The organism is Adlercreutzia caecimuris B7, from assembly GCF_000403355.2.
GTDB lineage: Bacteria > Actinomycetota > Coriobacteriia > Coriobacteriales > Eggerthellaceae > Adlercreutzia > Adlercreutzia caecimuris.
Window position 1 is genome coordinate 266,424 of the sequence record NZ_KE159646.1, and the last position, 22,518, is coordinate 288,941.

The window sequence follows — 22,518 nt, forward strand, 5'->3', positions numbered from 1 at the left end:
GCGAGGGCCTCGGAGGTGGTACAATCCGTCGGGAGCGGGTACGAGCCGCCCCATCGCGCCAGCGTGGCGCAGATGGCGCCCGTCGTGCCGCTCGCGGCCGGCCTGGACTCGGGCATGGCCTTCTAGGATGCGGGAGCCTCCGCCCCCATCAACTTTACGCCGTCGCCGATAGTCCGGAGGCTTGCGTGTTCGGCCCGCCTGCCCTACAATGCATCCCGTGAATTCTGTTTCAGGGCGAGGTGGAAATCCTCACTGGCGGTAAGCACGGCGGCGCATCCGAGCGCTTCCGGCAAGCCCGCGACCCTGCGAAGCCCATGCGGCTTCCAGGCTGACCCGGTGAAAATCCGGGGCCAACGGTTACAGTCCGGATGGAAGAGGCAGATGTTCGCGCGCCGGTCTTACGGGGCCGGCACCCGGCAAGGGGAGCGCGAACCGACGAGGCCTGTATGAACCGAATTCATACGGGCTCGTTTTCTTTCTGGCGAGGGGAAGGCGAATCCGCGCAGACAAGATACCTCGCCGGAAGAAGGTGATTCCCATGGCCGACAAGCCCACCAACCACCCTGCTGCGGCAAGCCCCGTGCGCCCCGCGAAGACTCCCACGGCCCAGCGTGCCCTGGCCAACACGAACCGCTGGTCCACCCGCGTGCTCGTGACCATCGCGCTGCTCTGCGCCATCTCGGTGCTGCTCACGTTCGTGGAGTTCCCGCTGCTGCCCGGTGTGGCGTGGCTGTCCTACGATGCCTCGTTCATGCCCGCCATGGTATGCGGCTTCGCCTACGGGCCCGCCGCCGGCCTTGCCTGCGGTGTCATTTCCGTAGTGGCCCATGGCATCCTGTTCGCCGACTTCACCGGCGCGCTCATGAACTTCCTCGTGGTCATCGGCTACGTGCTGCCGGCCGCCATCGTCTACCAGCGCATCCATAACTTCAAGGGCGCCGTCATCGGGCTTGTGCTCGGCATTGTGGTGGCCGTGGTCATGGCCGTGCTCGGCAACCTGGTGGTCACGCCCGCCTGGCTCGGGGTGCCGGTGGACGCCGTGGTGGCCATGATCGTGCCCATCCTCATTCCGTTCAACTTGGCGAAGGGCATTCTGAACTCGGTGCTCACCCTTATCGTGTACAAGGCCATCTCAAATCTCATCACACCGAAGAAAGACCAAGTGAAGGGCTTCTAAGTGACGCAATCTGTCCCCTCTTCCGACCGAATCGCCGCTGCGGGCGCAACCGCGCCCGACGGTCATGCCTCCCCGGCCGGCTCGCTGCAGGGCGGCGCTGAGTCGGGCGCCCGTACGGACGGCTCCGCCGAAGAGGTGTTCGTCGATTTCCGCGACGCGGGCTTCACCTACGACGGCGAGCGCTTCGTCTTCCGCCATCTGGACCTCACGGTGCCCCGGGGGCAGTTCCTCTGCCTGCTCGGCGGCAACGGCTCGGGCAAGTCCACGCTCGCCAAGCACGTAAACGCCTTGCTTCTGCCCGACGAGGGAGAGGTGCGCGTGTTCGGGTGCGACACGCGTGACCCCGAGCAGACCTATTTCATCCGCTCCAACGCCGGGCTTGTGTTCCAGAATCCGGACGACCAGATCGTGGCGAGCCTCATCGAGAACGACGTGGCCTTCGGTCCCGAGAATTTGGGCGTGCCCAACCCGGAGCTGCGCGAGCGGGTGACTCGGGCGCTCGCCGAGGTGGGCCTCATGGGCTTCGAGGAGCACGAGACTCACGCGCTGTCCGGCGGCCAGAAGCAGCGCGTGGCCATTGCCGGCGTGCTGGCCATGGACCCGGCCATCCTCATCCTGGACGAGGCCACGGCCATGCTCGATCCGCGCGGGCGCGCCGGGCTCATGCGGGTGGTGCGCGAGCTGCACGTCGCGGGCATGACCGTGGTGATGATCACCCACTACATGGAGGAGGCCGCCGCGGCCGAGCGGGTGGTGGTGCTCGACGGCGGCGCGGTGGTGCTCGACGGCGCGCCCGCCGAGGTGCTCACCCGGGCCGACGAGCTGCGGGCGCTGTCCTTGGAGGTGCCGTTTGCCTGCCGCCTGTCCCTTGATCTGCAGGCCAGCGGCGTGCCCGTGCGCACCTGCGTGTCCGACGACGAGCTGAAGGAGGAGCTATGCGCCTTGCGTTCGAAGATGTGAGCTACTCCTACGACGGCGGCCAGGCGAAGCGCCGCCGCGGGAAGCGGGCCGCCGAGAAGCAGGAGCGCCGCGCCGACTGGGGCAACGCCCCCGATGCGCGCTGGGCTTTGCGCGAGGTGACGTTTGCCGTGGAGCCGGGGGAATTCCTCGGTGTGGCGGGGCATACCGGCAGCGGCAAGTCCACGCTCATCCAGCATATGAACGGGCTCGTGCACCCCACCTGCGGCCGGGTGACTGCCGACGGGGAGGACCTGGCGGCCAAGGGCGTGGCCGCCAAGGTGCGCAGTCGGGTGGGCCTTGTGTTCCAGTACCCCGAGAACCAGCTGTTCGCCACCACGGTCTACGATGATGTGGCTTTCGGGCCGCGCAACATGAAGCTGTCCGAAGACGAAGTGGCGCGCCGGGTGGAACAGGCCCTCGCCCTCGTGGGCCTGTCGGTCGACGAGATCGGCGAGCGCAGCCCCTTCGACCTGTCCGGCGGTCAGCAGCGCCGTGCGGCCTTCGCCGGCGTACTCGCCATGGAGCCCGAGGTGCTCGTGCTCGACGAGCCGGTGGCCGGCCTGGACCCGCTTTCCCGCGCCGATTTCCTGGCGCTCATCGCATCGTTTCACGCCTCGGGGATGACGGTTGTGATGGTGTCGCACTCTATGGAGGATCTGGCGGTGTTGGCCGACCGCATCCTCGTGCTGTCCGAGGGCAGCGTGTTCTCCCTGGGCGCGCCCGCCGAGGTCTTCGCCGACCCGGCGGCCTTGAAGGCGGTGGGGCTGGCCGCCCCGGCGCCCCAGGCCTTCGCGAACGCCCTGCGCGAGGCGGGGTTTGCTCTTAACCGCGCGCTCTACGACGAGGAGGCGCTTGCGGCCGATATTGCCGCGCAGCTGGATGGCATCGCGAACGGCACGGGCGAGGTGGCTGCCGATGCCGGCAATGCCGCTCCGGGGGCTGCCTGCGGCGACCTGTGCGCCGAGGGCGGTGTCGATCATGGCTGAGCGTGCCATCATCGGCCAGTACTGGCCCGAGGAGTCGGTGGTGCACGCCATGGATCCGCGGGTGAAGTTCGTGCTGTCCCTCGTGCTCATGGCGGCGGTGTTCTGCGCTGCCACCCCGCTTTCCCTGGCGGTGGCGGCGTTGTTCGTCGTCGGCTTCTATGCGGCGTCGCGCATCCCGCTTATCCAGGTGGTGCGCGCTTTGGCGCCCTTGCTTGTGCTCGTGGTGCTGACGGCGCTTCTGAACGTGTTGTTCGTCCAAGGCGGCCAGGTGTACTTCCAGTGGGGCGTTATCTGCATCAGCGAGAAGGGCCTGCAATCGGCCGTCTTCATCGGCTGTCGTCTGCTTTTGCTGCTTATGGGTATGAGCCTGCTTACGCTGACCACCACGACTCTGGATATCACTGCGGCCTTCGAGCGTCTCATGGCGCCGCTGGCCCGCATCGGCTTACCCGCTCACGAGCTCGGCATGATCCTCGGCATCGCCCTGCGTTTCCTGCCTCAGTTCATGACCGAGCTCGGCGTCATCTACCGGGCCCAGGTCAGCCGCGGGGCCCATTTCAACGTGAACCCCTTCAAGGGGGGCGTGCGCACGCTCACGGCCCTTATGGTGCCGCTGTTCGCGAGCGCCTTTCGGCACGCCGAGACGCTCTCGGGCGCCATGGAGGCGCGCTGCTACCACGGCGGCGTGGGCATAACGCGCCTGAACCCCCTTGCTCTCACCTGGCGCGACGGCGTGGGCACGGGTGCCATTCTGCTTATGCTGGCCGCCGTCATCGCCGTGAACTTCATTTAGAAAGGAATTTCCCATGTCCCAAGGAAAAGAGACCATCGTCAGCTACCTGACCAGCGTTCCCGCGTGGTACCTGTCCACCGTAGAGGAGACTCCGGAAGGGCCGCGGCCCCACGTGCGCCCCTTCAGCTTCGCCATGATGCAGGACGGCGATATCCAGTTCTGCACCGCCACCACGAAGGACTGCTACCGCGAGATGGCCGCGAACCCCTCCGTGGAGCTGACCGCCTGGAAGTCGGGTGCCGGATGGGTGATCCTGCGCGGGAAGGCGAACCTGACCGACACCGCCGACGCCCGTACCCGCGAAGAGGGCTTCAAGCACATGGTGGCCCTCGGGGAAGATTGGGCGAGCGCCGACGACGAGCGCCTTACCTTCTTCACCATCGAAGAGGCCGAGGCCTGGATCTGCGATATCGACGGCAGCTGGAACCCCGTTGAGCTATAGTGGTCAGCTGGCTGTAGCCGATTCGTTCCTTATGGGTAGTCGGTGGAGGGGCCGAAGGGCTCGCGCGCAGATTCCGCAGTCTCGGAAATGTTGGTGTAAAATTCTTACACCAACATTTCCGAAAGCGAGGACCTGACCGAGCACGAGGCCTTCGGCCCCTCCACCGACGGTCAGGCTCTATAAGGATCCTATGACTGACATCCTCACCACTATCGACTCCATCGTGTGGGGCCCCGCGATGATCGCGCTCCTTCTGGGCACCCACGTCTACCTCACCTTCCGCACCGGCTTCATCCAGCGCAAGCTGCCGGCGGCCATCCGCAGGTCGGTGCACCGCGACCCCGACGGCAAAGGCGATATCTCCAGCTTCGGGGCCCTGGCCACGGCGCTGGCGGCCACCATCGGCACCGGCTCCATCGTGGGCGTGGCCACGGCGCTTCTGGCAGGAGGCCCGGGTGCCATCTTCTGGATGTGGATCGCCGGCCTGTTCGGCATTGCCACTAAATACGTGGAGACCTATGCGGCGGTGAAGTACCGCGTGCGCGACCGGCGCGGCCAGATGATGGGCGGCGCCATGTTCGTGTGGAAGCGGGCCTTCGCCCGGCCCGATGGCACGGTGCCCTGGTGGGCGACGCTAGGGGCCGTGGCCTTCGCCGCCTTCGCTATCATCGCCACCATCGGCACCGGCTCGGCGGTGCAGGCGGCGGCCATCTCGGGTATTGTCACCTCGTCCATTCCCGCCATTCCGGCTGTGGCCGTGGGTCTGGTCATCGTGGTGGCCGTGGCGGCGGTCATCTTCGGCGGCGTGAACTCCATCGCCCGGGTGTGCGAATGGCTCGTGCCCGTCATGGCCGGCGCCTACGCCCTCGGCTGCCTCGTCATCATGGCCATGAACGCCCCGGTGCTGGGCCAGGCCGTGGGGCTCATCCTGGAATGCGCTTTCACGGCGAAGGCCGCCTTCGGCGGGGCCGTGGGCTCCGGCATGATCATGGCCCTGCAATTCGGCTGCGCCCGCGGGCTGTTCTCCAACGAGAGCGGTCTGGGCACCGCCCCCATTGTGGCGGCCGCCGCCAAGACCCGCAACCCGGCCGACCAGGCGCTCATCTCCATGACCGGCGCCTTCTGGTCCACCGGCGTCATCTGTCTGCTCACCGGTCTCGTGCTTGTGTCCACGATGATCGCCCATCCCGAGATCGGCCAGGAGATCCTCGCCGATCCCTCCGTCGCCACCGGTGCGGCGCTGGCCAGCGCCGCCTTCGCCGAGATTCCCGTGTTTGGCACGCCCATCCTGGTGCTCGGTATGTGCTCGTTCGCCTACTCCACCATTTTGGGCTGGAGCTACTACGGCAACCGCTGCGTGGCCTACCTGTTCGGGCCCAAGGGCATCAAGCCCTATCAGATCGTGTACGTGGCCGTGGCCTTCTTCGGGGCCATCGGGGTGGGGGACGTGGTGTGGACCATCTCGGATATCGGCAACGCGCTCATGGCCATCCCCAACATCATCGTGGTGCTGTTGCTGTCGGGCATGATCGCGCGGGAGACCCGGCATTTCGTCTACGAGGGGCATCTGGACGAGGAGTACGCCGAGCCCGTGCCCGTGGTGGACAAGGCCCAGCTGTAGCACCGGGGCCGCCGACGGGCGAAACCGCGCTCCGCGCCCGCGCATGCCCCACGGCGCGCGGGGCGCGCGGCTGCCGTTCGCTGGTAATTCTCTCATTGTTAACATTGCCGCTCAGCTTCTCTGCCTATAATGCGGGTACTTTAGCGCGTTAAAGTGCCCGGGTCGCTCTGGCGGCGGCTCGGACCGCGATGGGGCTTGGGGGCCTTACGCTCGCGGGCCCTGTGCCGACGCGCCCGTAGGAGAGGAGTGCGATTCATGGATATGATCGTGAACGCCATCAACGCCATCGACGGCTTCGTATGGGGACCGCCGATGCTCGTGCTGCTGCTGGGCAGCCACATCTTTTTGACCTTCCGCACCGGGTTCATCCAGCGGAAGCTGCCGACGGCCATCAAGCTATCGGTAACCAAGGACCCCGACGCCCCCGGAGACATCAGCCAGTTCGGCGCCTTGTGCACGGCCCTGTCGGCCACCATCGGCACCGGCAACATCGTCGGCGTGGGCACGGCCATCATCGCCGGCGGCCCGGGCGCGGTGTTCTGGATGTGGATTACCGGCGTCTTCGGTATCGCCACCAAGTACTCCGAGACCTTCGCCGCGGTGAAGTACCGCGTGAAGGACCACAACGGCAACATGCTCGGCGGCGCCATGTACGCCTGGAAGCGCGGCTTTATCGACAAGGCCGGCAACACTCCCTGGTGGGCCATGCTCGGCGCCGGCGCCTTCGCCCTGTTCGCGGCCATCGCGTCGTTCGGCATTGGCTCGGCCGTGCAGTCCTCGGCCATGACTGAGGTTATCTCCACGAACCTGCCCGGCGTACCGGCTTGGGGTATCGGCCTGGCCATCGTCATCATGGTGTCCGTGGTCATCTTCGGCGGCGTGAAGGTGATCTCCAACGTCTGCGAGAAGCTCGTGCCCTTCATGGCCCTGGCCTACATCTGGGGTTGTGTGGTCATCCTCGGCATGAACTGGGAGCTTGTCTGGCCGGCGCTCTGTCTCATCGTGGAGAGCGCCTTCACGGCCAAGGCGGCCTTCGGCGGCGCGCTCGGTTCCGGCCTTATGCTGGCGCTGCAGTTCGGCTGCGCCCGCGGCCTGTTCTCCAATGAGTCGGGCCTCGGCTCGGCGCCCATCGTGGCCTCGGCGGCCGCTACGCGCAACCCGGCGCGCCAGGCGCTCGTCTCCATGACCGGCACCTTCTGGGACACCGTGGTCATCTGCCTGCTCACCGGCCTCGTGCTCGTGTCCACTATGCTCGGCAACGCCGACCTGCAGGCTGAGATCATGGCCGGCAATATCACCGCCGGTGCGGCCCTGTCCTCGGCGGCCTTCGCCGAGATCCCCTACATCGGCACGCCCATCCTCATCTTCGGCATGATCCTGTTCGCCTACTCCACTATTCTCGGCTGGTCCTACTACGGCAACCGCTGCGTCACCTACCTGTTCGGCAAGCGCGCCATCCGCCCCTACCAGATGCTCTACGTGCTGGTGGCCTTCCTCGGCGCCATCGGCGTGGGCGACGTGGTCTGGACGGTCTCCGATATCACCAACGCGCTCATGGCCATCCCCAACATCATCATGGTACTGCTGCTCTCGGGCCTCATCGCCCGCGAGACGCGCCACTACGTGTACGAGGGCAACCTCGAGGAGCGCGACGAGACCCCCATCCCGCAGCTGGACAGCAAGTAATCATTCTGCAAAATATGGTGTGACGGACGAGCGCTCTGCCATGCAGGGCGCTCGTGTTAGAATGGCCAGATGGTCGACGGGCCGTAAGTCCTGAGCGCCAGGCGGTGCCTTCTTTTTCGAGAGGAGGTGAATCGCTTGGACGTCTTCGTTTTCATCGTGCGCCTGGTGACAGCTGTTGTCGGGTTGCTGAGGGAGGCGGTTGCGTTCTCCGAGACGCTCAGGAGGGGCCAACATAGGAAGGACCGCTAGTTCGCGCTAGCGGTCCCAACTAAACGACGGTGCCGCCTGCACATCACCTCAGGCTGGTCCGTTGGCCTCATTCTAGCATAAGTTGCACGGGAAGGCGAACGGGCGGAAGCGGTATGCGCGAAGCGAAGACGGCGGCAATCATAGGCGGCGGCGCGGCGGGGCTTGCGGCGGCGGTGGCGGCGGCAAAGGCCGCCCGCGCAGCCGGGGCGGCCGTGGCCGTCGTGGTGTACGAGGCGTCCGATCGGGTGGGCCGCTCCATTTTGGCCACGGGCAACGGGCGCTGCAACTTCTCGAACGCGCGGCCCGACGCGGCCCTCTACCGCCACGGCGATTTCGTGGCCGCGGCCTGGGAGGCCCTGGAGGCGAAGGGTGCCGGTGCGGAAGGCGACGGGGCGGCCGACCCCGGTCCCGCCAACGCCGTGCTGCGGTTCTTCGCCGATCACGGCCTGCTGTGGCGCGAAGAGGGGGAGGGACGCCTGTACCCCCTTGCGAACAAGGCCACCTCGGTGCTCGATTGCCTGCGGGCATCCTGTGCCGCTTTGGGTGTGGAAGAACGCTGCGGGTTCTCCGTGGCCGCAGTGGAGCCGCCGCGCGGCCCGGGGCGCCCCTTCACCCTGCGCCTGGCCGATGGGCGCTTCGAACGGGCCGACGCGGTCATCGTCGCCGTCGGGGGCGCCGTTGCGCGCAACCTCCTGCCGGAGGGCCTGCCCTTCGTCGAACCGGTGCCCACGCTAGGGCCCCTTGCCACCGAGACCCGCTGGTGTCGTCCCCTCGACAATATCCGCGTGCGCGGGGCTCTGGTTCTGCGTCGTGGGGGAGCCGTCATGGCGCGGGAGTTGGGAGAGGTGATGTTTCGCAAGTACGGTGTGTCGGGCATCGCCGCCTTCAACCTGAGCCGTCTGGCCGCGGTGGGCGACGCATTGGCCGTGGACTTCCTTCCGGCTCTGCCCGCCGACCGCACCGAGGCCTTCCTGCGTGACCGCCGAAAGGCCCTACGGGCCGCTCTGGGCCGGGAAGTAACATGGGACGATATGCTGCGCGGCGTGGTGCTGGCCCCCGTGGCCGATGTGTTGCTGGCCGCCGTGGGCCTCAAGGGGAAGACCCCGGCAGCCGCGGCCGAGGCTGCCCCGGTGGCCGCTGTGCTCAAGGGGCTCACGCTGCCGGTGGAGGGCCTCGGCGATGTGCGCCAGTGCCAGGTGCATCGCGGCGGCGTGGCCGTAGAGGCGGTGGACGCTGCCTCCTGCGAGGTGCGCGGCGTGCCGGGACTCTACGTCGTCGGCGAGGCACTGGACGTGGACGCCCCCTGCGGCGGCTACAACCTGCACTGGGCCTGGGCCTCGGGGCTGCTCGCCGGGAAGAGCGCGGTGGAGGGGCTGGCACCCTCCTCCGGCTCCGAGCGGGGCGAGGGGGAGCCGTGCTCAGACAGCCCTTGCCTGGTGCGACGGTCCGCAGGACCGTCGCAGTCGCTGCGGAGCTGCGCGCAGACCCCCTCGTCCCGTTCGGAGCCTGCTGGTTCGAGGAAGCGGGGGCGGCGATGATCCAAGCATCGAATATTCCCGTCTCCCTTGACGCGCTGCTCCCTGAAAATAAGGGGCTCTTCCGCAAGGAGGTGGCTCGGGCCCTCGGGGTGAAGGCGACGGCCCTCGGCGAGGTACGGCTGCTGAAGCGCTCCATCGACGCCCGCAAGAAGGCGAACGTGCACGGGGTGGTGACCGTGGCCGCGGCCCTGGCCGACGGGGCAGTGCCCTCGCCGGCGAAGGGCGTGACCGTGCGCCCCTTCGAGCCGACGCCGCCCTTGGCGGTGCCCGCCGTTGTCGGCGGCGAGATGCGCCCCATCGTCGTGGGCGCGGGGCCGGCGGGGCTGTTCTGCGCTCTGTACCTGGCCCGGGCCGGCCTGGCACCGTTGGTGGTGGAGCGCGGGGCCGCCGTGGACGAGCGCGTGGCCATCGTGGAGGCCTTCAATACGGGCGCGCCCCTCGACGAGCGCACGAACATCCAGTTCGGCGAAGGGGGCGCCGGCACGTTTTCCGACGGCAAGCTGAACACGGGCATCAAGAGCCCGCACATCCGCCATGTGCTGGAGGCCTTCGTTCAGGCCGGGGCGCCTGGGGACATTCTTGTGGATGCGAAGCCCCATATCGGCACCGATCTTCTGGTGGGTGTGGTGCGCAACCTGCGCCGGGCCATCGAAGAGGCGGGCGGCGAGGTGCGCTTCCTCACGCGCCTGGCCGACGTGACGGTGGAAGACGGGCGCGTGGCCGGTGCCGTTCTCGTCGACGAGCGCACCGGGGCGATCGAAGCGGTTCCAGCCGACCGTATCGTGGTGGCTTGCGGCCATTCGGCCCGGGATACCTTCGATCTGCTCGGCCGCCTCGGCGCGAACCTTGCTCGCAAGCCCTTCGCCGTGGGCGTGCGCATCGAGCATCCCCAGGCTCTTGTGAACGAGGCCCAGTACGGCACGGCCGCATCTCATCCGGCCCTCGGGGCGGCCGACTACAAGCTGGCCGTGAAGACCGGCGACGGGCGCGGCGTGTACAGCTTCTGCATGTGCCCGGGCGGGGAGGTGGTGGCCGCCGCCAGCGAGGAGGGCGGCCTGTGCGTGAATGGCATGAGCCGCCATGCCCGCGCCGGCGCCAACGCCAATGCCGCCCTGCTCGTGGAGGTGCGCCCCGACGACCTACCCGGCGACGACCCCCTGGCGGGCGTCGCCTTCCAGCGCGCGTTGGAGCGGGCCGCCTATGATCTGGGGTGCGCGGGCGGCAACGCGCCCTACACCGCGCCGGCCCAGACGGTCGGCGGCTTTCTGGGCAGCACGGCCCCGACAGCGCCGTCTGCCACGGTGCGCCCCACCTACCCGCGGGGCGTGGTCTGGTGCGACCTGCGCGACTGCCTGCCGCCCTTTGTGGCCGACGCCCTGGTCGAGGCCCTACCGGCTCTCGATCGCAAGCTCCATGGCTTCGCAAGTCCCGAGGCGGTCATGACCGCCGTGGAGGCCCGCAGCTCGAGCCCGGTGCGCGTCGAGCGCGACGGGGGCTTCCAATCGAACATCGCCGGGCTCTATCCCTGCGGGGAAGGGGCCGGCTATGCCGGCGGCATCATGAGCGCTGCCGTGGACGGCCTGCGCGTGGCCGAGGCCATCGTCTCAGAATGCGAGGTGGTTCCATCGTGAAGTTCTTGACCGTGGATGAGGCTGCGGGCGCCCTTGCCGCCGGCGAGGCGGTGGTCATGCCCACCGACACCGTGTACGGGGTGGGGGTGGCCGTGGATGCCGTGGACGACCCCGGCGTGCTTTTCCGCCTGAAGGGGCGCCCCGCCGGCAAGGCCGTGGCGTGGCTCGTGGAAGGCCCGGCGGCCCTCGACCGCTACGGCGCCGGAGTCCACCCCTGGGTGCATCGGTTGGCCCGGCGCTTCTGGCCCGGCGGCCTCACCCTGGTGGTGCGGGCCTCCGAGGCGGTGCCTCCTGCGTTCCGCTCGCCGGAAGGCACCATCGGCCTGCGCATGCCGGCCTCTCCTGAGGTGCTCGCCCTCATCCGCGCCGTGGGCTGCCCTTTGGCCGTCACCTCGGCGAACCTGTCGGGTGCTCCCGCGGCCGCCGTGCCCGAGCTGCTCGACGGCGATCTGGTTTCCCGCACGGCCGGCGTCCTCGAGGGCCCGTGCGGCGCCAGTGGCGGCGGATTGGCCTCGACGGTGATCGATTGCACGACCGTCAAGCCGAGCGTGCTGCGATGCGGCCCCGTCAGTTCCCGCGATTTGGAGGAGTGCTCCCATGACTGATTCCCTAACCGACCTCTCACCGATCAGCGAGACCGGCGAGCCGGCAGCTGTCGTAACCGGGCCCGCTGTCGTTGCGGCCGGCGCTCCGGCCCATAGCGCCGCGGCCTCTCTCGACCCCATCGATTTCACGTTCGACTCCGCCGATGGGGAGAGCGCGGTGCACGCTGTGCTGTGGCTGCCCACCTCCTTGCGGGAGGATCGCGCCCAGGGAGCGGGGAAGAGCCTCGGCACCTTCCGTCCCCGGGGCGTAGTGCAGCTCATCCACGGCATGGCCGAGCATATCGGCCGCTACGACGACTTCGCCCGCTGCCTCGCCCGCGCCGGCTACCTGGTGTGCGGTCACGACCACGTGGGCCATGGCGACACGGCTCCCACTGCGGCCCATCGCGGACGCATGCACCCGGTGCACGGCGGTGATGCGCTCGTGGCCGATGTGCAGTCGCTGCGCCTGCTCGTGAGCCAGCAGGTGGCGGCCGAGGTGCCCTATTTCATGTTCGGCCACTCCATGGGCTCCCTCGTGCTGCGCAACTACCTGCCGCGCTTCGGGAGGGGGCTTGCCGGTGCCGTCCTCTGCGGCACGGCCAACCAGCCCGAGGTCGTGGCCACGGCGGGCAACGTGCTCGCCCGCGCCATCGTCAAGGTGCGCGGGGCCGACTACAAAAGCAGGCTTCTGCACAGCTTGGCCGACGGCGCCTACAGCCATCAGGTGAAGGACGCCCGCACGCCCTTCGATTGGCTCTCCCGCGACCCGGCGGTCGTGGACGCCTTCATCGCCGACGAGCGCGCGGGCTTCATGTTCTCGGCCGGCGCCTACGCCACCTTGACCGAGCTGGCCGCTCGCGCCAACAGCCCCGCGGCCTACCGGGCCACGCCTCACGAGGTGCCTCTGCTCTTCGTGGCCGGCGATGCCGACCCGGTAGGGGACTGCGGCCGCGGCGTGGCCCGGGCCGCTGAATCGATGGAGCGCGCCGGCGGCGAGGATGTGACCCTGAAGCTCTTCCCCGGCATGCGCCACGAGATTTTGAACGAGATCGGCAAGGACGAAGTCTACGACTTCGTCCTGGAGTGGATAAACGCGCACAACCAAGGCAGAGCGTAGAGGAGGTGCCGGATGCCTTGACCGAGCGAGTTCCGCAGCGACGAGAACAGGACTGAATGTCCTGTTCTCCAAAGCGAGGACTGTCTGAGCGAATCAAGGTATCCGGCACCTCCGACCAGCGGCGAGCTGCGAGCGGCAATAAGGAGGAGTTCCATGAAGAAGTACATCATCGCCTTGGACCAGGGCACTACGTCGTCTCGGGCCATGCTCATCGACCGCGCCGGCCGGGCTGTGGGCAGCGTGCAGCGACCCTTTCCGCAGCTGTACCCGCAGCCGGGGTGGGTGGAGCACGATCCCCATGACATCCTCTCCTCGCAGCTGGGAGCCCTCACCGAGCTTCTGCTCACCTACAGCGTAAGTCCCGACGAGGTGGCCGCCATCGGCATCACCAACCAGCGCGAGACCACCGTAGTGTGGGATCGCGCCACCGGAGAGCCCATCGCGAACGCCATCGTGTGGCAGTGCCGCCGCACGGCTCCCATGATAGAGGCGCTCGCGAGCGACCCGGTGGTGGCCGCCGAGATCCGGTCCCGCACGGGGCTCGTGCCCGATGCGTACTTCTCGGCCAGCAAGATCGCTTGGATATTGGGCGAGGTGCCCGGGGCCCGGGCACGGGCCGAGGCCGCCGAGCTCGCCTTCGGTACCATCGACAGCTGGCTCATCTGGAAGCTCACCTACGGTGCGGTGCACGCCACCGATGTGACGAACGCGAGCCGCACCATGCTCTACAACATCCACGAGGGCTGCTGGGATCCCTACCTGCTCGAGCTCTTCGGCATCCCCGCCTCTCTCATGCCCGAGGTGCGTCCCTCTGCCAGCTTCTTCGGCGAGACGGCGAACCCGGGGCTGGTGCAGGGCATTCCCATCGCCGGCGTGGCGGGCGACCAGCAGGCGGCGCTCTTCGGCCAGTGCTGCTTTTCCGCCGGTCAGGCGAAGAACACCTACGGCACCGGCTGCTTTCTGCTCATGCACACGGGTCGTGAGGCCTGCGCGAGCGGTAACGGGCTCATTACCACGGTGGCCGCCTCGGCGCCCGGCGCGGACGGCATCGAGTACGCGCTCGAGGGCAGCGTGTTTATGGCCGGCGCGCTCATTCAGTGGCTGCGCGACGAGCTCGGCATCATTCAGAATGTGGCCGAGACCGATCGGATAGCCCGCAGCGTGGCAAGCACTGAGGGCGTCGTGGTGGTACCGGCCTTCACAGGTCTGGGAGCACCCTGGTGGGATGCTGATGCCCGGGGCGCTATCCTGGGGCTCACTCGCGGGGCCGGGCGCGCCCACATCGTGCGGGCGGCCTTGGAGGCGCTGGCCTACCAGGTGTGCGACTTGGCGCAGGCCATGGCCGAGGATGCCGGTGTGCCGCTGTCGGTGCTGAACGTGGACGGGGGAGCGTCGGCCAACGACTTCCTCATGCAGTTCCAGGCCGATATGCTCGGTGTCTCGCTTCGCCGCCCCGCCAATGCCGAGACCACGGCCCTAGGCGCGGCGTACCTGGCGGGACTCACGACGGGGTTTTGGCCCGATACGGCGGCCCTCGTAGCTTTGCGGGAAGGGGAGGAGCGTTTCCTGCCCACTTTTGACGAATCCGCTCGCGCCGAGCGTCTGGCTCGTTGGCGCGACGCCGTCGCCCGCGTGCGCAGCTGAGGCGATTTCGTCTTGGGATGGATTGCATTGCGCGACGCGAGGCTGCCGCCCGCGTGCGCAGCCAAGGTGGCCGTGGCGGTCGACGCTCTGAACGCGGATCGACTTTGGCCGCTTGAGGTGTCGTGGTTTTGGGAATGCGGTCAATCCTCTTTTTCGCCTTGCTGACGTTTGCTTCCGAAGCGCTCGCTTTTGTGCAGCAAACTTCGCGAAATAGATTATTCCCAATTTTGAATAGATCAAATCAAACCGATTTCGGCAATTCTTGGGCCCTTTTCGGTGTGCCAGGTTCTCGTGCGACAGAGCAAAGTCTATCTCGCGGAGTTTGCTGCACAAAAGCAAGGTTTTCGGAAACAGGTGCAGGATGCCATCCGTCGCGATTTGGTGCGGATAGCGGAAGCGCGGAGCGTGGCAGGGGTCCAAGCGCATACAATAGGTACGTTGTGCCCCAGCGTTGGAAAGGACGGACGCCCATGCGCGTGAGCATCGGAAGCGACCACGCCGGCTTCGAGCAGAAACAGGCCCTCGTGGATTACCTGAAGGGGAAGGGGCACGAGGTCGTCGATCGCGGTCCTGCCAACGACGATCGGGTGGATTACCCCGACTACGCCGCGCCCGTGGCCCGGGATGTGGCCGATGGCTCCGCTGACTACGGCGTGCTCGTGTGCGGCACCGGCATCGGCATGGCCATGGCCGCCGACAAGGTGCCCGGCGCGCGCGCCGCCAACATCATCAACCCTGAGTTCGCTGCGCTGTGCCGCGAGCACAACGACGCGAACGTCATCACGCTTTCCGGCCGCTTCGTGCCGCTCGAGGAGAACGAGCGCATCCTCGACGCCTTCCTCGCCACCGACTTCGGCGGTGGTCGCCACGCCGGTCGCGTCGAAAAGATCATGGCCCTTGACTAGCAAAGGAGACGATTTTATGGCTTTGGAATTTCTCGCCGGGGAAGACCCTCAGGTAACCGAGTGCCTGCGGGCCGAGTTGGCGCGCCAGCGCGTCAGTGTGGAGCTCATCGCGTCGGAGAACTTCACCTCCCGCGCCGTGATGGAGGCCGTGGGCAGCGTGCTGACGAACAAGTACGCCGAGGGCTACCCGGGCCGTCGCTATTACGGCGGCTGCGAGAAGGTCGACATGGTGGAGGATCTGGCCCGCGACCGGGCTTGCGAGCTGTACGGCGCCAAGTACGCCAACGTGCAGCCCCACTCCGGCGCCAGCGCGAACTTCGGCGCCTATCTTTCCATCATCGAGCCCGGCGACACGGTGCTCGGCATGAGCCTCGATCACGGCGGGCACCTCACCCACGGCAGCCCCGTGAACTTCTCGGGGCTGCTGTACCACATCGTCTCCTACGGCGTGGATCCGGAAACCGAGGTCATCGACTACGACGAGGTGGAGCGCATCGCCAAGGAGTGCCGCCCGAAGGTGGTCGTGGCGGGCGCGAGCGCGTACCCGCGCTTCATCGACTTCGAGCGCATGGCCGAGATCGCCCATTCCGTGGGCGCCTACCTCATGGTGGATATGGCCCACATCGCCGGCCTCGTGGCCGCGGGCCTGCACCCGAGCCCGGTGCCCCATGCCGATATCGTCACCTCCACGAGCCACAAGACCCTGCGCGGCCCGCGCGGCGGCTTCATCCTCACCAACTCCGACGAGCTGGGGGCCAAGATCAACAAGGCCATCTTCCCCGGCGCCCAGGGCGGCCCGCTCATGCACGTCATCGCCGGCAAGGCCGTGGCCTTCGGCGAGGCCCTGCGCCCTGCGTACCGCACCTATATGGAGCACGTGGTGGAGAACTGCCGCACTCTCGGCCAGGGCATGATCGACGGCGGCCTGCGCCTGGTGTCCGGCGGCACCGACAACCACCTGTGCCTCGTGGATCTTACCGCCTCCGACATCACCGGCAAGGACGCCGAGAAGCTGCTGGAGGGCGTGGGGCTCACGGTGAACAAGAACTCCATTCCCAACGAGCAGCGCTCGCCCTTCGTGACGAGCGGCATCCGCGTGGGAAGCGCCGCGGCCACCACCCGCGGATTTACCGCCGAGGACTTCTACGAGGTGGGCCAGCTCATCGCCACCACGGTGTTCAACGCCGCCGATGAGGCCAAGCTCGCCGATGTGCGCCGCCGGGTGAACGCCCTGCTGGACGCCCACCCGCTGTATCCGGGACTGGAGTACTAGACAATAAAGTGAGGGCAGGGGAAGGGCCCGGCGACGGTTCGCGCGCAGATTCCGCAGACTCGGAAATATTGGGGTAAAATCCCCACACCAATATTTCCGAAAGCGAGGGCCTGCCCGAGCACGAGCCGTCGCCGGGCCCTTCCCCGGCGGGACTGCCTTCTCGATCCACACGAAAGGAAGCGCGTTATGGAGTACAACGACCGCGTCGTCGTCATCGATCATCCCATGGTGCAGCACAAGCTGTCGAAGCTGCGCAACAAGAACACCTCCTCCAAGGACTTCCGCCAGCTCGTGCGCGAGTTGGCCCTGTTCGAGGGCTACGAGGCCACCCGCGATCTGGCCCTGGAGGACGTGAAGGTGGAGACCCCCATCTGCACGGCCGACTGCAAGCAGGTGGCGGGCAAGAAGATGGTGATCGTGCCCATCCTGCGCGCCGGGCTGGGCATGGTGGACGGCCTGCAGGAGCTCATGCCCTCCACCTTCGTGGGACACGTGGGCATGTACCGCGACCCCGAGACCCACGAGCCCCACGAGTACTACGCGAAGCTGCCCGACAGCATCGATCAGCGCGACGTGCTCGTGGTGGACCCGATGCTCGCCACCGGCGGCTCGGCCGTGGCGGCCATCCAGTACCTGCGCAAGCAAGGTGTGAAGAACATCAAGCTCATGGTGCTCGTGGCCGCGCCCGAGGGCATCGAGGCGGTGCTTGAGGCCGATCCCGACGTGCGCATCTACACCTGCTCCATCGACGAGGGGCTGAACGAGCGCGCCTACATCGTGCCCGGCCTCGGCGACGCCGGCGACCGCATCTTCGGCACGAAGTAGCGGGGGCGCGATGGGAAGGAGCACCAATGTCAGCAGATAACCGCCCCAGCTGGGACGAGTACTTCATGGGCCTGGCCAACCAGGTGGCCGAGCGCACCACATGCTTGCGCCGCGGGGTGGGGGCTATCATCGTGAAGGACCGCCGCATTCTGGCCACGGGCTACAACGGCGTGCCCACCGGGCTCGCCCATTGCTCCGAGACCGGATGTTTGCGCCAGCAGCTCGGCGTGCCGAGCGGCCAGCGCCACGAGATCTGCCGCGGCCTGCATGCCGAGCAGAACGCCATCATCCAGGCGGCCCGCTTCGGCACCGATATCGACGGCGCCACCATTTACGTGAATACCCAGCCCTGCGTCGTGTGCGCCAAGATGCTCATCAACGCCGGCATCAAGGAGATCGTGTACCAGAACCCGTACCCCGACGAGCTTTCCCAACAGCTTCTCGCTGAATCCGGCATCCTCGTCCGCGAGTACGCAGGGGAGTAGGGAAGTGGAACGCGCTCCTCTCTTCAACTAAAGGTTGAGCGTAGAGGAGACGACGGGTGTCCCAACCGAGCGAGTTCCACGGCGACGGGAAGTGTCCAGTGGACACTTCCCCAAAGCGAGGATTGCCTGAGGGAGTTGGGATATCCGCCGCCTCCGACCGAGGGGGCCGCAACAAAGTTTCGTGCACGTGCACAATTTGCCCAGATCACAGGCTCCTCCGACTACGCGAACTTTTCACCGCTCACCAATTAAAGGGTTGTTTCGGGCGCCATCTGTTGGCAAGCCGTTATCATACATTACGGTTTATTGGGTTTTCAGCGCGTAGGCGCCCAAACGGAAGCAGGGTATGGCACTGGCAATCGTACTCGGTGTGGCAGCGGGTATAGCGGGGTTTTCCCCGCTTATCTTCGGTTTGCACCGGGTAAGGCACATGACGGACTCGGGCAATTTCGGACATATGGGCGTGCTCATGGTCTGCCTTCTCATCTCGTTCATCCTCATGTTCGCCGCCGCTCTCCTCTGCATCTCGCTGGCTCGCGATCTCGCGCTGCCCTTCGTCCTGTCGGAAGCCGTGGCGCTTTCGCTCACCGCCATCGTCTTCGGTGTGAGCAAGCTGGTCCGGAAATAGCATAGGAAAGGTTGATACGTGGACGCTCTTTCAACTCTCTCGGCTGAGGTGCCCCATCTCCAGGCATCCTTCGATCCCACCGTTGTGTTCGGCGGGGTCACCCAGTACATCGTCTGGATGGTCATCTGCTGGATCATCACCTGCGCCATTGTGCTCGTGGTGGCCAAGAAGCTCACCCTTATTCCCACGAACAAGTTCGTGAACACCGTGGAGTACGGCTACCAGTTCGTCCGCAACGACATGGGCGAGGGCATCATCGGCCACGGCTTTAAGAAGCACGTGCCGTTTCTGGCCACGATGTTCTTCTTCATCCTGGTGTCGAACTTCGTGGGACTCATCCCCGGCTGCAAGACGCCGACGGGCACCATCTCGGTGACCTGGGCGCTGGCCACCATCTCGTTTGTCTACTTCAACTTCTGGGGCATCAAGGCCAAGGGCGGCCTGGCCTATCTGAAGTCCTTCGCCCCCTCGGGCCTGCCCACCGTCATGGTGCCGGTCATCTGGTTTCTGGAGCTCATCTCCACGGTGATCCGCTGGCTGACGCTGGCCGTCCGACTCTACGGCAACATGTTCGCCGGCCACATGGTCCTCGGCATTTTCGCCCTGGCTTCCAGCGTGTTCCTCACGGTGGGCATCCAGGCGCTCGACCCCATCTCCGGCGTGCTGTCGCTGCCGTGGTTCATCCTGCTCATCGCCATGTACGCCCTGGAGACGCTCGTCGCCTTCCTGCAGGCCTACGTGTTCACGGTGCTCTCCGCGGTCTACGTCCAGATCGCCACGTCGGCCCACTAGGCCGCACCGACCTTAAGCGCCCTTCTCGGCGTCGGGAGGCTGGAAGGCCTCCGCCCCCCCCCTGGGTTAAGCCGGCTCCTCCAAAGCCGGAGACCATATCCGTTAAGTGTTTTTGGGAAACAGGCTCAAAAACGACCTTTAAGGAGGAAATTGTGGAAACTGTTTTCGTCATCGCTGCGCTGAAGCTCGTCGGCTACGGCCTGGCCACCATCGGCCCTGGCCTGGGCATCGGCATCGCCTGCTACGGCTGCTGCGTGGGCACCGCCCGTCAGCCCGAGGTGCAGGGCCGTCTGTTCACCAACTTCATCATCGGCGCCGCTCTGGCCGAGGCTCTGGCCCTCATCGGCTTCGTGCTCGCGTTCATCCTCTAAATCCGTCTCATCAATCAATTCGGAAGCCTGCAGAGGCAAGAAAGAGGTATGCACGTGAAGACAAGAGCGAACAAAGCAGTGGCCAAGGTCGCCTTCGGCGCCGTGGCCCTGAACGCTGCTTTCCCTGCGCTCGCGTTTGCTAGCGAGGAGGAGTCGGGCGGCCTGTCCGCCATTCTCCCCGACATGGCGGAGTTCATCCCCATGCTCATCGCCTTCATCATCCTGTGGATCATTCTCGCGAAGTTCGGCTGGCCCATGTTCGCCGGCATGCTCGAGAAGCGCGAGAACACCATCCGCGAGGCTCTGAAGAAGTCCGAAGAGGCTCAGATTGAAAGCGAGCGCGTGCTTGCGGAGTACCAGCAGCAGCTGGCTGACGCCAAGACCCAGTCGGCTCAGATCATCGCTGACGCCCGCGCGGTGGGCGAGGCCGTGAAGGCCGACATCACCGCTCAGGCCCAGACCGAGGCGGCCGACATGATCGCCAAGGCGAAGGCCGCCATCGAGGCCGAGAAGAAGGCCGCCGTGGCCGAGCTCCAGTCCTCGATCGCCGACACGTCGGTGGATGTCGCGTCCCGCCTCATCGGCCAGGACCTGACCGAGGGCGAGCACCGCGCCATCATCGAGCGCTACGTCAAAGAGGCAGGGAGCTTCAATGGCAACTAATCGTCTCGTCGTCAAAGAGGAAGTCGCCGTCTTCGCGTCGGTGCTCTTCGACAGCGCCAACGAGGCTGCGGGCCAGGAGGGCGTTCTCGAGGTGCGCGAGCAGATGGCTGAGGTCATCCGCGCCATGCGCGCCGACTTGGACCTCACCATGGCGCTCTCGAACCCCGATTTCACCCCCGAGCAGCGCCGTGCGCTGGTGGAGAACGTCTTCGCCGATGCGCACGTGGCGTTCCGCGAGGTGCTGGCGGTCATGGCCGAGCGCGGCCAGGCCGACCTGCTGCCCCGGGTGAACGACGAGTTCCGCGCGCTGATCGGCGAGCGCTTGGGGATTTGCGTGGTGGACGTGACCACCGCGGTGCCCCTCGACGACGGGCTGCGCCAACTTATTACGGAAAAAGCAGAGGCTGACCTGGGCAAGAAGGCGGTGCTGCGCGAGCGCATCGACAAGTCTATCTTGGGCGGCATCATCATGGACGTGGACGGCAACTACATTGACGCGAGCATGATCTCGCAGCTCAATCGCGCCCGCAACGTCCTCAAAGACACAACAGATGGAGGTGAATGCTAGTGACTGAAATCACCGCACAGTCCATTGACGCCGCGCTGAAGAAGCAGCTCGAGTCGCTGACCGTCAGCGTCGAGTCCCGCGAGGTGGGCACGGTCATCCAGGTCGGCGACGGCATTGCGCGCGTCGACGGTCTCCGCGATGCCATGGCCGGTGAGCTGCTCGAGTTCATCGGAGAGGGCGGCAAGACCGTGTACGGTCTGGCCCAGAACCTCGAAGAGGACGAGGTCGGCGCCGTGCTTCTGGGTGACGTCACCGCAATCAAGGAAAACGACCAGGTCCGCACGACCGGCCGTATCGTAGAGGTTCCCGCCGGCGAGTCCATGCTCGGCCGCGTGGTGAACCCGCTCGGCCAGCCGATCGACGGCAAGGGCCCCATTAAGGCCGAGGGCACCCGTCCCGTGGAGTTCAAGGCTCCGGGCGTTATCTCCCGCCAGCCGGTGAACGAGCCCATGCAGACCGGTATCCTGGCCATCGACTCCATGGTGCCGATCGGCCGTGGCCAGCGCGAGCTCATCATCGGCGACCGCCAGACCGGTAAGACGGCTATCGCCATCGACGCCATCATCAACCAAAAAGATCAGGACATGATCTGCATCTACGTCGCCATCGGCCAGAAGGCCTCCACGGTGGCCGGCGTGGTGGAGACCCTCGAGCGCCACGGCGCCATGAAGAACACCATCATCGTGGCTGCTACCGCCTCCGATTCGGCTCCGCTGCAGTACATCGCGCCGATGGCCGGCGCCGCCATGGGCGAGTACTTCGTCTACAATGGCGCCAACGGCAGGCCCGCCGACGCCGAGAACCGCGGCCGCGCGGTGCTCATCGTCTACGATGACCTGTCCAAGCAGGCCGTGGCCTACCGCCAGATGTCGCTGACCCTGCGCCGCCCGCCCGGACGCGAGGCCTATCCCGGCGACGTGTTCTACCTGCACTCCCGCCTGCTGGAGCGCGCGGTGAAGATGTCCGACGAGAACGGCGGCGGCTCCATGACGGCTCTGCCGATCATCGAGACCCAGGCCGGCGACGTGTCCGCCTACATTCCGACCAACGTGATCTCCATCACCGACGGTCAGATCTTCCTGCAGACCGACCTGTTCTTCCAGGGCCAGCGCCCGGCAGTCGACGTGGGCATCTCGGTGTCCCGCGTGGGCGGCTCCGCGCAGATCAAGGCCATGAAGCAGGTGGCCGGCTCCCTGCGTCTGGATCTCGCGAGCTACCGCGAGCTGCAGGCCTTCACCCAGTTCGGTTCCGACCTGGACAAGGCCACGCAGGATCAGCTAACCCGCGGCTCCCACATGACGGAGCTGTTGAAGCAGGGCCGTTACAACCCGATGCCCGTGGCCGAGCAGGTCATCGCCATCTTCGCCGGCAACGAGGGCTTCCTCGACGACCTGCCGCTGGATGCCGTGGTCCGTTTCCGCGCCGAGCTGCTCGCCTCCATCCGCGCTTCCAAGCCGGAGATCATCGAGACGATCAACAAGGAGAAGAAGCTGACCGCCGAGACCGAGACCGCCATGAAGGAGGCCATCGCCGCCTTCAAGCAGTCCTTCGACGCCACAGCGTAAGGTAGGTAGACC

General features: G+C 66.6%; 22 protein-coding genes and 1 riboswitch. All 22 genes read left to right on the forward strand.

The features are described from left to right. Positions 1-221: 221 nt before the first annotated feature. Positions 222-384, forward strand: a riboswitch (FMN riboswitch). A gap of 154 nt (positions 385-538) precedes the next feature. Further along, complete coding sequence (locus C811_RS05255) at positions 539-1,177, forward strand: ECF transporter S component (protein WP_016308463.1); 639 nt, start codon at positions 539-541, stop codon at positions 1,175-1,177. Then, positions 1,178-2,137 carry an energy-coupling factor transporter ATPase gene (locus C811_RS05260; protein ID WP_016308464.1) on the forward strand — a complete coding sequence of 320 codons (960 nt, stop codon included), beginning with the start codon at positions 1,178-1,180 and terminating at the stop codon, positions 2,135-2,137. Continuing rightward, complete coding sequence (locus C811_RS05265) at positions 2,113-3,123, forward strand: energy-coupling factor transporter ATPase (protein WP_016308465.1); 1,011 nt, start codon at positions 2,113-2,115, stop codon at positions 3,121-3,123. The genes C811_RS05260 and C811_RS05265 overlap by 25 nt, the downstream gene beginning before the upstream one ends. Next, complete coding sequence (locus C811_RS05270; protein ID WP_016308466.1) at positions 3,116-3,916, forward strand: energy-coupling factor transporter transmembrane component T family protein; 801 nt, start codon at positions 3,116-3,118, stop codon at positions 3,914-3,916. The genes C811_RS05265 and C811_RS05270 overlap by 8 nt, the downstream gene beginning before the upstream one ends. A 13-nt stretch (positions 3,917-3,929) precedes the next feature. Beyond that, positions 3,930-4,358, forward strand: a complete 429-nt coding sequence (locus C811_RS05275; protein ID WP_016308467.1) for a pyridoxamine 5'-phosphate oxidase family protein — start codon at positions 3,930-3,932, stop codon at positions 4,356-4,358. Positions 4,359-4,548: 190 nt separating this feature from the next. Further along, positions 4,549-5,979 carry an alanine/glycine:cation symporter family protein gene (locus C811_RS05280; RefSeq protein WP_016308468.1) on the forward strand — a complete coding sequence of 477 codons (1,431 nt, stop codon included), beginning with the start codon at positions 4,549-4,551 and terminating at the stop codon, positions 5,977-5,979. Between the two features lie 255 nt (positions 5,980-6,234). Continuing rightward, positions 6,235-7,665 (forward strand): alanine/glycine:cation symporter family protein, encoded by a 1,431-nt coding sequence (locus C811_RS05285; protein WP_016308469.1) that lies wholly within the window; start codon positions 6,235-6,237, stop codon positions 7,663-7,665. A gap of 362 nt (positions 7,666-8,027) precedes the next feature. Then, positions 8,028-9,452, forward strand: coding sequence for an aminoacetone oxidase family FAD-binding enzyme (locus C811_RS05290; RefSeq protein WP_016308470.1), 1,425 nt, complete (start codon positions 8,028-8,030; stop codon positions 9,450-9,452). Then, positions 9,449-11,083 carry an NAD(P)/FAD-dependent oxidoreductase gene (locus C811_RS05295; protein WP_016308471.1) on the forward strand — a complete coding sequence of 545 codons (1,635 nt, stop codon included), beginning with the start codon at positions 9,449-9,451 and terminating at the stop codon, positions 11,081-11,083. The genes C811_RS05290 and C811_RS05295 overlap by 4 nt, the downstream gene beginning before the upstream one ends. After that, positions 11,080-11,688 carry an L-threonylcarbamoyladenylate synthase gene (locus tag C811_RS05300; RefSeq protein WP_016308472.1) on the forward strand — a complete coding sequence of 203 codons (609 nt, stop codon included), beginning with the start codon at positions 11,080-11,082 and terminating at the stop codon, positions 11,686-11,688. Before C811_RS05295 ends, C811_RS05300 begins: the two co-directional genes overlap by 4 nt. After that, positions 11,681-12,787: an alpha/beta fold hydrolase gene (locus C811_RS05305; protein WP_016308473.1), complete on the forward strand. Its 1,107-nt coding sequence runs from the start codon at positions 11,681-11,683 to the stop codon at positions 12,785-12,787. Before C811_RS05300 ends, C811_RS05305 begins: the two co-directional genes overlap by 8 nt. A 153-nt stretch (positions 12,788-12,940) precedes the next feature. After that, positions 12,941-14,431: a glycerol kinase GlpK gene (gene glpK, locus C811_RS05310; RefSeq protein WP_016308474.1), complete on the forward strand. Its 1,491-nt coding sequence runs from the start codon at positions 12,941-12,943 to the stop codon at positions 14,429-14,431. A gap of 470 nt (positions 14,432-14,901) precedes the next feature. Continuing rightward, positions 14,902-15,336 (forward strand): ribose 5-phosphate isomerase B, encoded by a 435-nt coding sequence (rpiB, locus tag C811_RS05315; RefSeq protein ID WP_016308475.1) that lies wholly within the window; start codon positions 14,902-14,904, stop codon positions 15,334-15,336. Positions 15,337-15,352: 16 nt separating this feature from the next. Then, on the forward strand, positions 15,353-16,609 hold the full coding sequence (gene glyA, locus C811_RS05320; RefSeq protein ID WP_016308476.1) for a serine hydroxymethyltransferase: 1,257 nt from the start codon (positions 15,353-15,355) through the stop codon (positions 16,607-16,609). A 186-nt stretch (positions 16,610-16,795) separates the two neighbouring features. Continuing rightward, a complete protein-coding gene (gene upp / locus C811_RS05325; protein WP_016308477.1) occupies positions 16,796-17,434 on the forward strand; it encodes a uracil phosphoribosyltransferase in 639 nt (212 codons plus the stop codon). 26 nt (positions 17,435-17,460) lie between these two features. Continuing rightward, positions 17,461-17,919: a deoxycytidylate deaminase gene (locus tag C811_RS05330; RefSeq protein ID WP_016308478.1), complete on the forward strand. Its 459-nt coding sequence runs from the start codon at positions 17,461-17,463 to the stop codon at positions 17,917-17,919. 346 nt (positions 17,920-18,265) lie between these two features. Beyond that, positions 18,266-18,547 carry a hypothetical protein gene (locus C811_RS05335; RefSeq protein ID WP_016308479.1) on the forward strand — a complete coding sequence of 94 codons (282 nt, stop codon included), beginning with the start codon at positions 18,266-18,268 and terminating at the stop codon, positions 18,545-18,547. An 18-nt stretch (positions 18,548-18,565) separates the two neighbouring features. Then, positions 18,566-19,339, forward strand: coding sequence for a F0F1 ATP synthase subunit A (atpB, locus tag C811_RS05340; protein WP_016308480.1), 774 nt, complete (start codon positions 18,566-18,568; stop codon positions 19,337-19,339). A gap of 152 nt (positions 19,340-19,491) precedes the next feature. Continuing rightward, positions 19,492-19,710 (forward strand): ATP synthase F0 subunit C, encoded by a 219-nt coding sequence (atpE, locus tag C811_RS05345; protein WP_016308481.1) that lies wholly within the window; start codon positions 19,492-19,494, stop codon positions 19,708-19,710. A gap of 48 nt (positions 19,711-19,758) precedes the next feature. After that, positions 19,759-20,373, forward strand: coding sequence for a F0F1 ATP synthase subunit B (atpF, locus tag C811_RS05350; protein WP_016308482.1), 615 nt, complete (start codon positions 19,759-19,761; stop codon positions 20,371-20,373). After that, positions 20,363-20,941 carry an ATP synthase F1 subunit delta gene (gene atpH / locus C811_RS05355; protein ID WP_016308483.1) on the forward strand — a complete coding sequence of 193 codons (579 nt, stop codon included), beginning with the start codon at positions 20,363-20,365 and terminating at the stop codon, positions 20,939-20,941. Before atpF ends, atpH begins: the two co-directional genes overlap by 11 nt. After that, positions 20,935-22,506, forward strand: coding sequence for a F0F1 ATP synthase subunit alpha (atpA, locus tag C811_RS05360; protein ID WP_031324738.1), 1,572 nt, complete (start codon positions 20,935-20,937; stop codon positions 22,504-22,506). Before atpH ends, atpA begins: the two co-directional genes overlap by 7 nt. The last annotated feature ends 12 nt before the right edge of the window (positions 22,507-22,518 follow it).

Bases quoted from the DNA above. Each gene is read 5' to 3' on its own strand.
- C811_RS05255 (WP_016308463.1), top strand. From the start codon at position 539: ATGGCCGACAAGCCCACCAACCACCCTGCTGCGGCAAGCCCCGTGCGC.
- atpF (WP_016308482.1), top strand. From the start codon at position 19,759: ATGCACGTGAAGACAAGAGCGAACAAAGCAGTGGCCAAGGTCGCCTTC.
- C811_RS05265 (WP_016308465.1), top strand. From the start codon at position 2,113: ATGCGCCTTGCGTTCGAAGATGTGAGCTACTCCTACGACGGCGGCCAG.
- atpH (WP_016308483.1), top strand. From the start codon at position 20,363: ATGGCAACTAATCGTCTCGTCGTCAAAGAGGAAGTCGCCGTCTTCGCG.
- C811_RS05295 (WP_016308471.1), top strand. From the start codon at position 9,449: ATGATCCAAGCATCGAATATTCCCGTCTCCCTTGACGCGCTGCTCCCT.
- glyA (WP_016308476.1), top strand. From the start codon at position 15,353: ATGGCTTTGGAATTTCTCGCCGGGGAAGACCCTCAGGTAACCGAGTGC.
- C811_RS05335 (WP_016308479.1), top strand. From the start codon at position 18,266: ATGGCACTGGCAATCGTACTCGGTGTGGCAGCGGGTATAGCGGGGTTT.
- rpiB (WP_016308475.1), top strand. From the start codon at position 14,902: ATGCGCGTGAGCATCGGAAGCGACCACGCCGGCTTCGAGCAGAAACAG.
- C811_RS05270 (WP_016308466.1), top strand. From the start codon at position 3,116: ATGGCTGAGCGTGCCATCATCGGCCAGTACTGGCCCGAGGAGTCGGTG.
- C811_RS05330 (WP_016308478.1), top strand. From the start codon at position 17,461: ATGTCAGCAGATAACCGCCCCAGCTGGGACGAGTACTTCATGGGCCTG.
- C811_RS05280 (WP_016308468.1), top strand. From the start codon at position 4,549: ATGACTGACATCCTCACCACTATCGACTCCATCGTGTGGGGCCCCGCG.
- upp (WP_016308477.1), top strand. From the start codon at position 16,796: ATGGAGTACAACGACCGCGTCGTCGTCATCGATCATCCCATGGTGCAG.
- atpA (WP_031324738.1), top strand. From the start codon at position 20,935: ATGCTAGTGACTGAAATCACCGCACAGTCCATTGACGCCGCGCTGAAG.
- glpK (WP_016308474.1), top strand. From the start codon at position 12,941: ATGAAGAAGTACATCATCGCCTTGGACCAGGGCACTACGTCGTCTCGG.
- C811_RS05275 (WP_016308467.1), top strand. From the start codon at position 3,930: ATGTCCCAAGGAAAAGAGACCATCGTCAGCTACCTGACCAGCGTTCCC.
- C811_RS05305 (WP_016308473.1), top strand. From the start codon at position 11,681: ATGACTGATTCCCTAACCGACCTCTCACCGATCAGCGAGACCGGCGAG.
- C811_RS05285 (WP_016308469.1), top strand. From the start codon at position 6,235: ATGGATATGATCGTGAACGCCATCAACGCCATCGACGGCTTCGTATGG.
- C811_RS05290 (WP_016308470.1), top strand. From the start codon at position 8,028: ATGCGCGAAGCGAAGACGGCGGCAATCATAGGCGGCGGCGCGGCGGGG.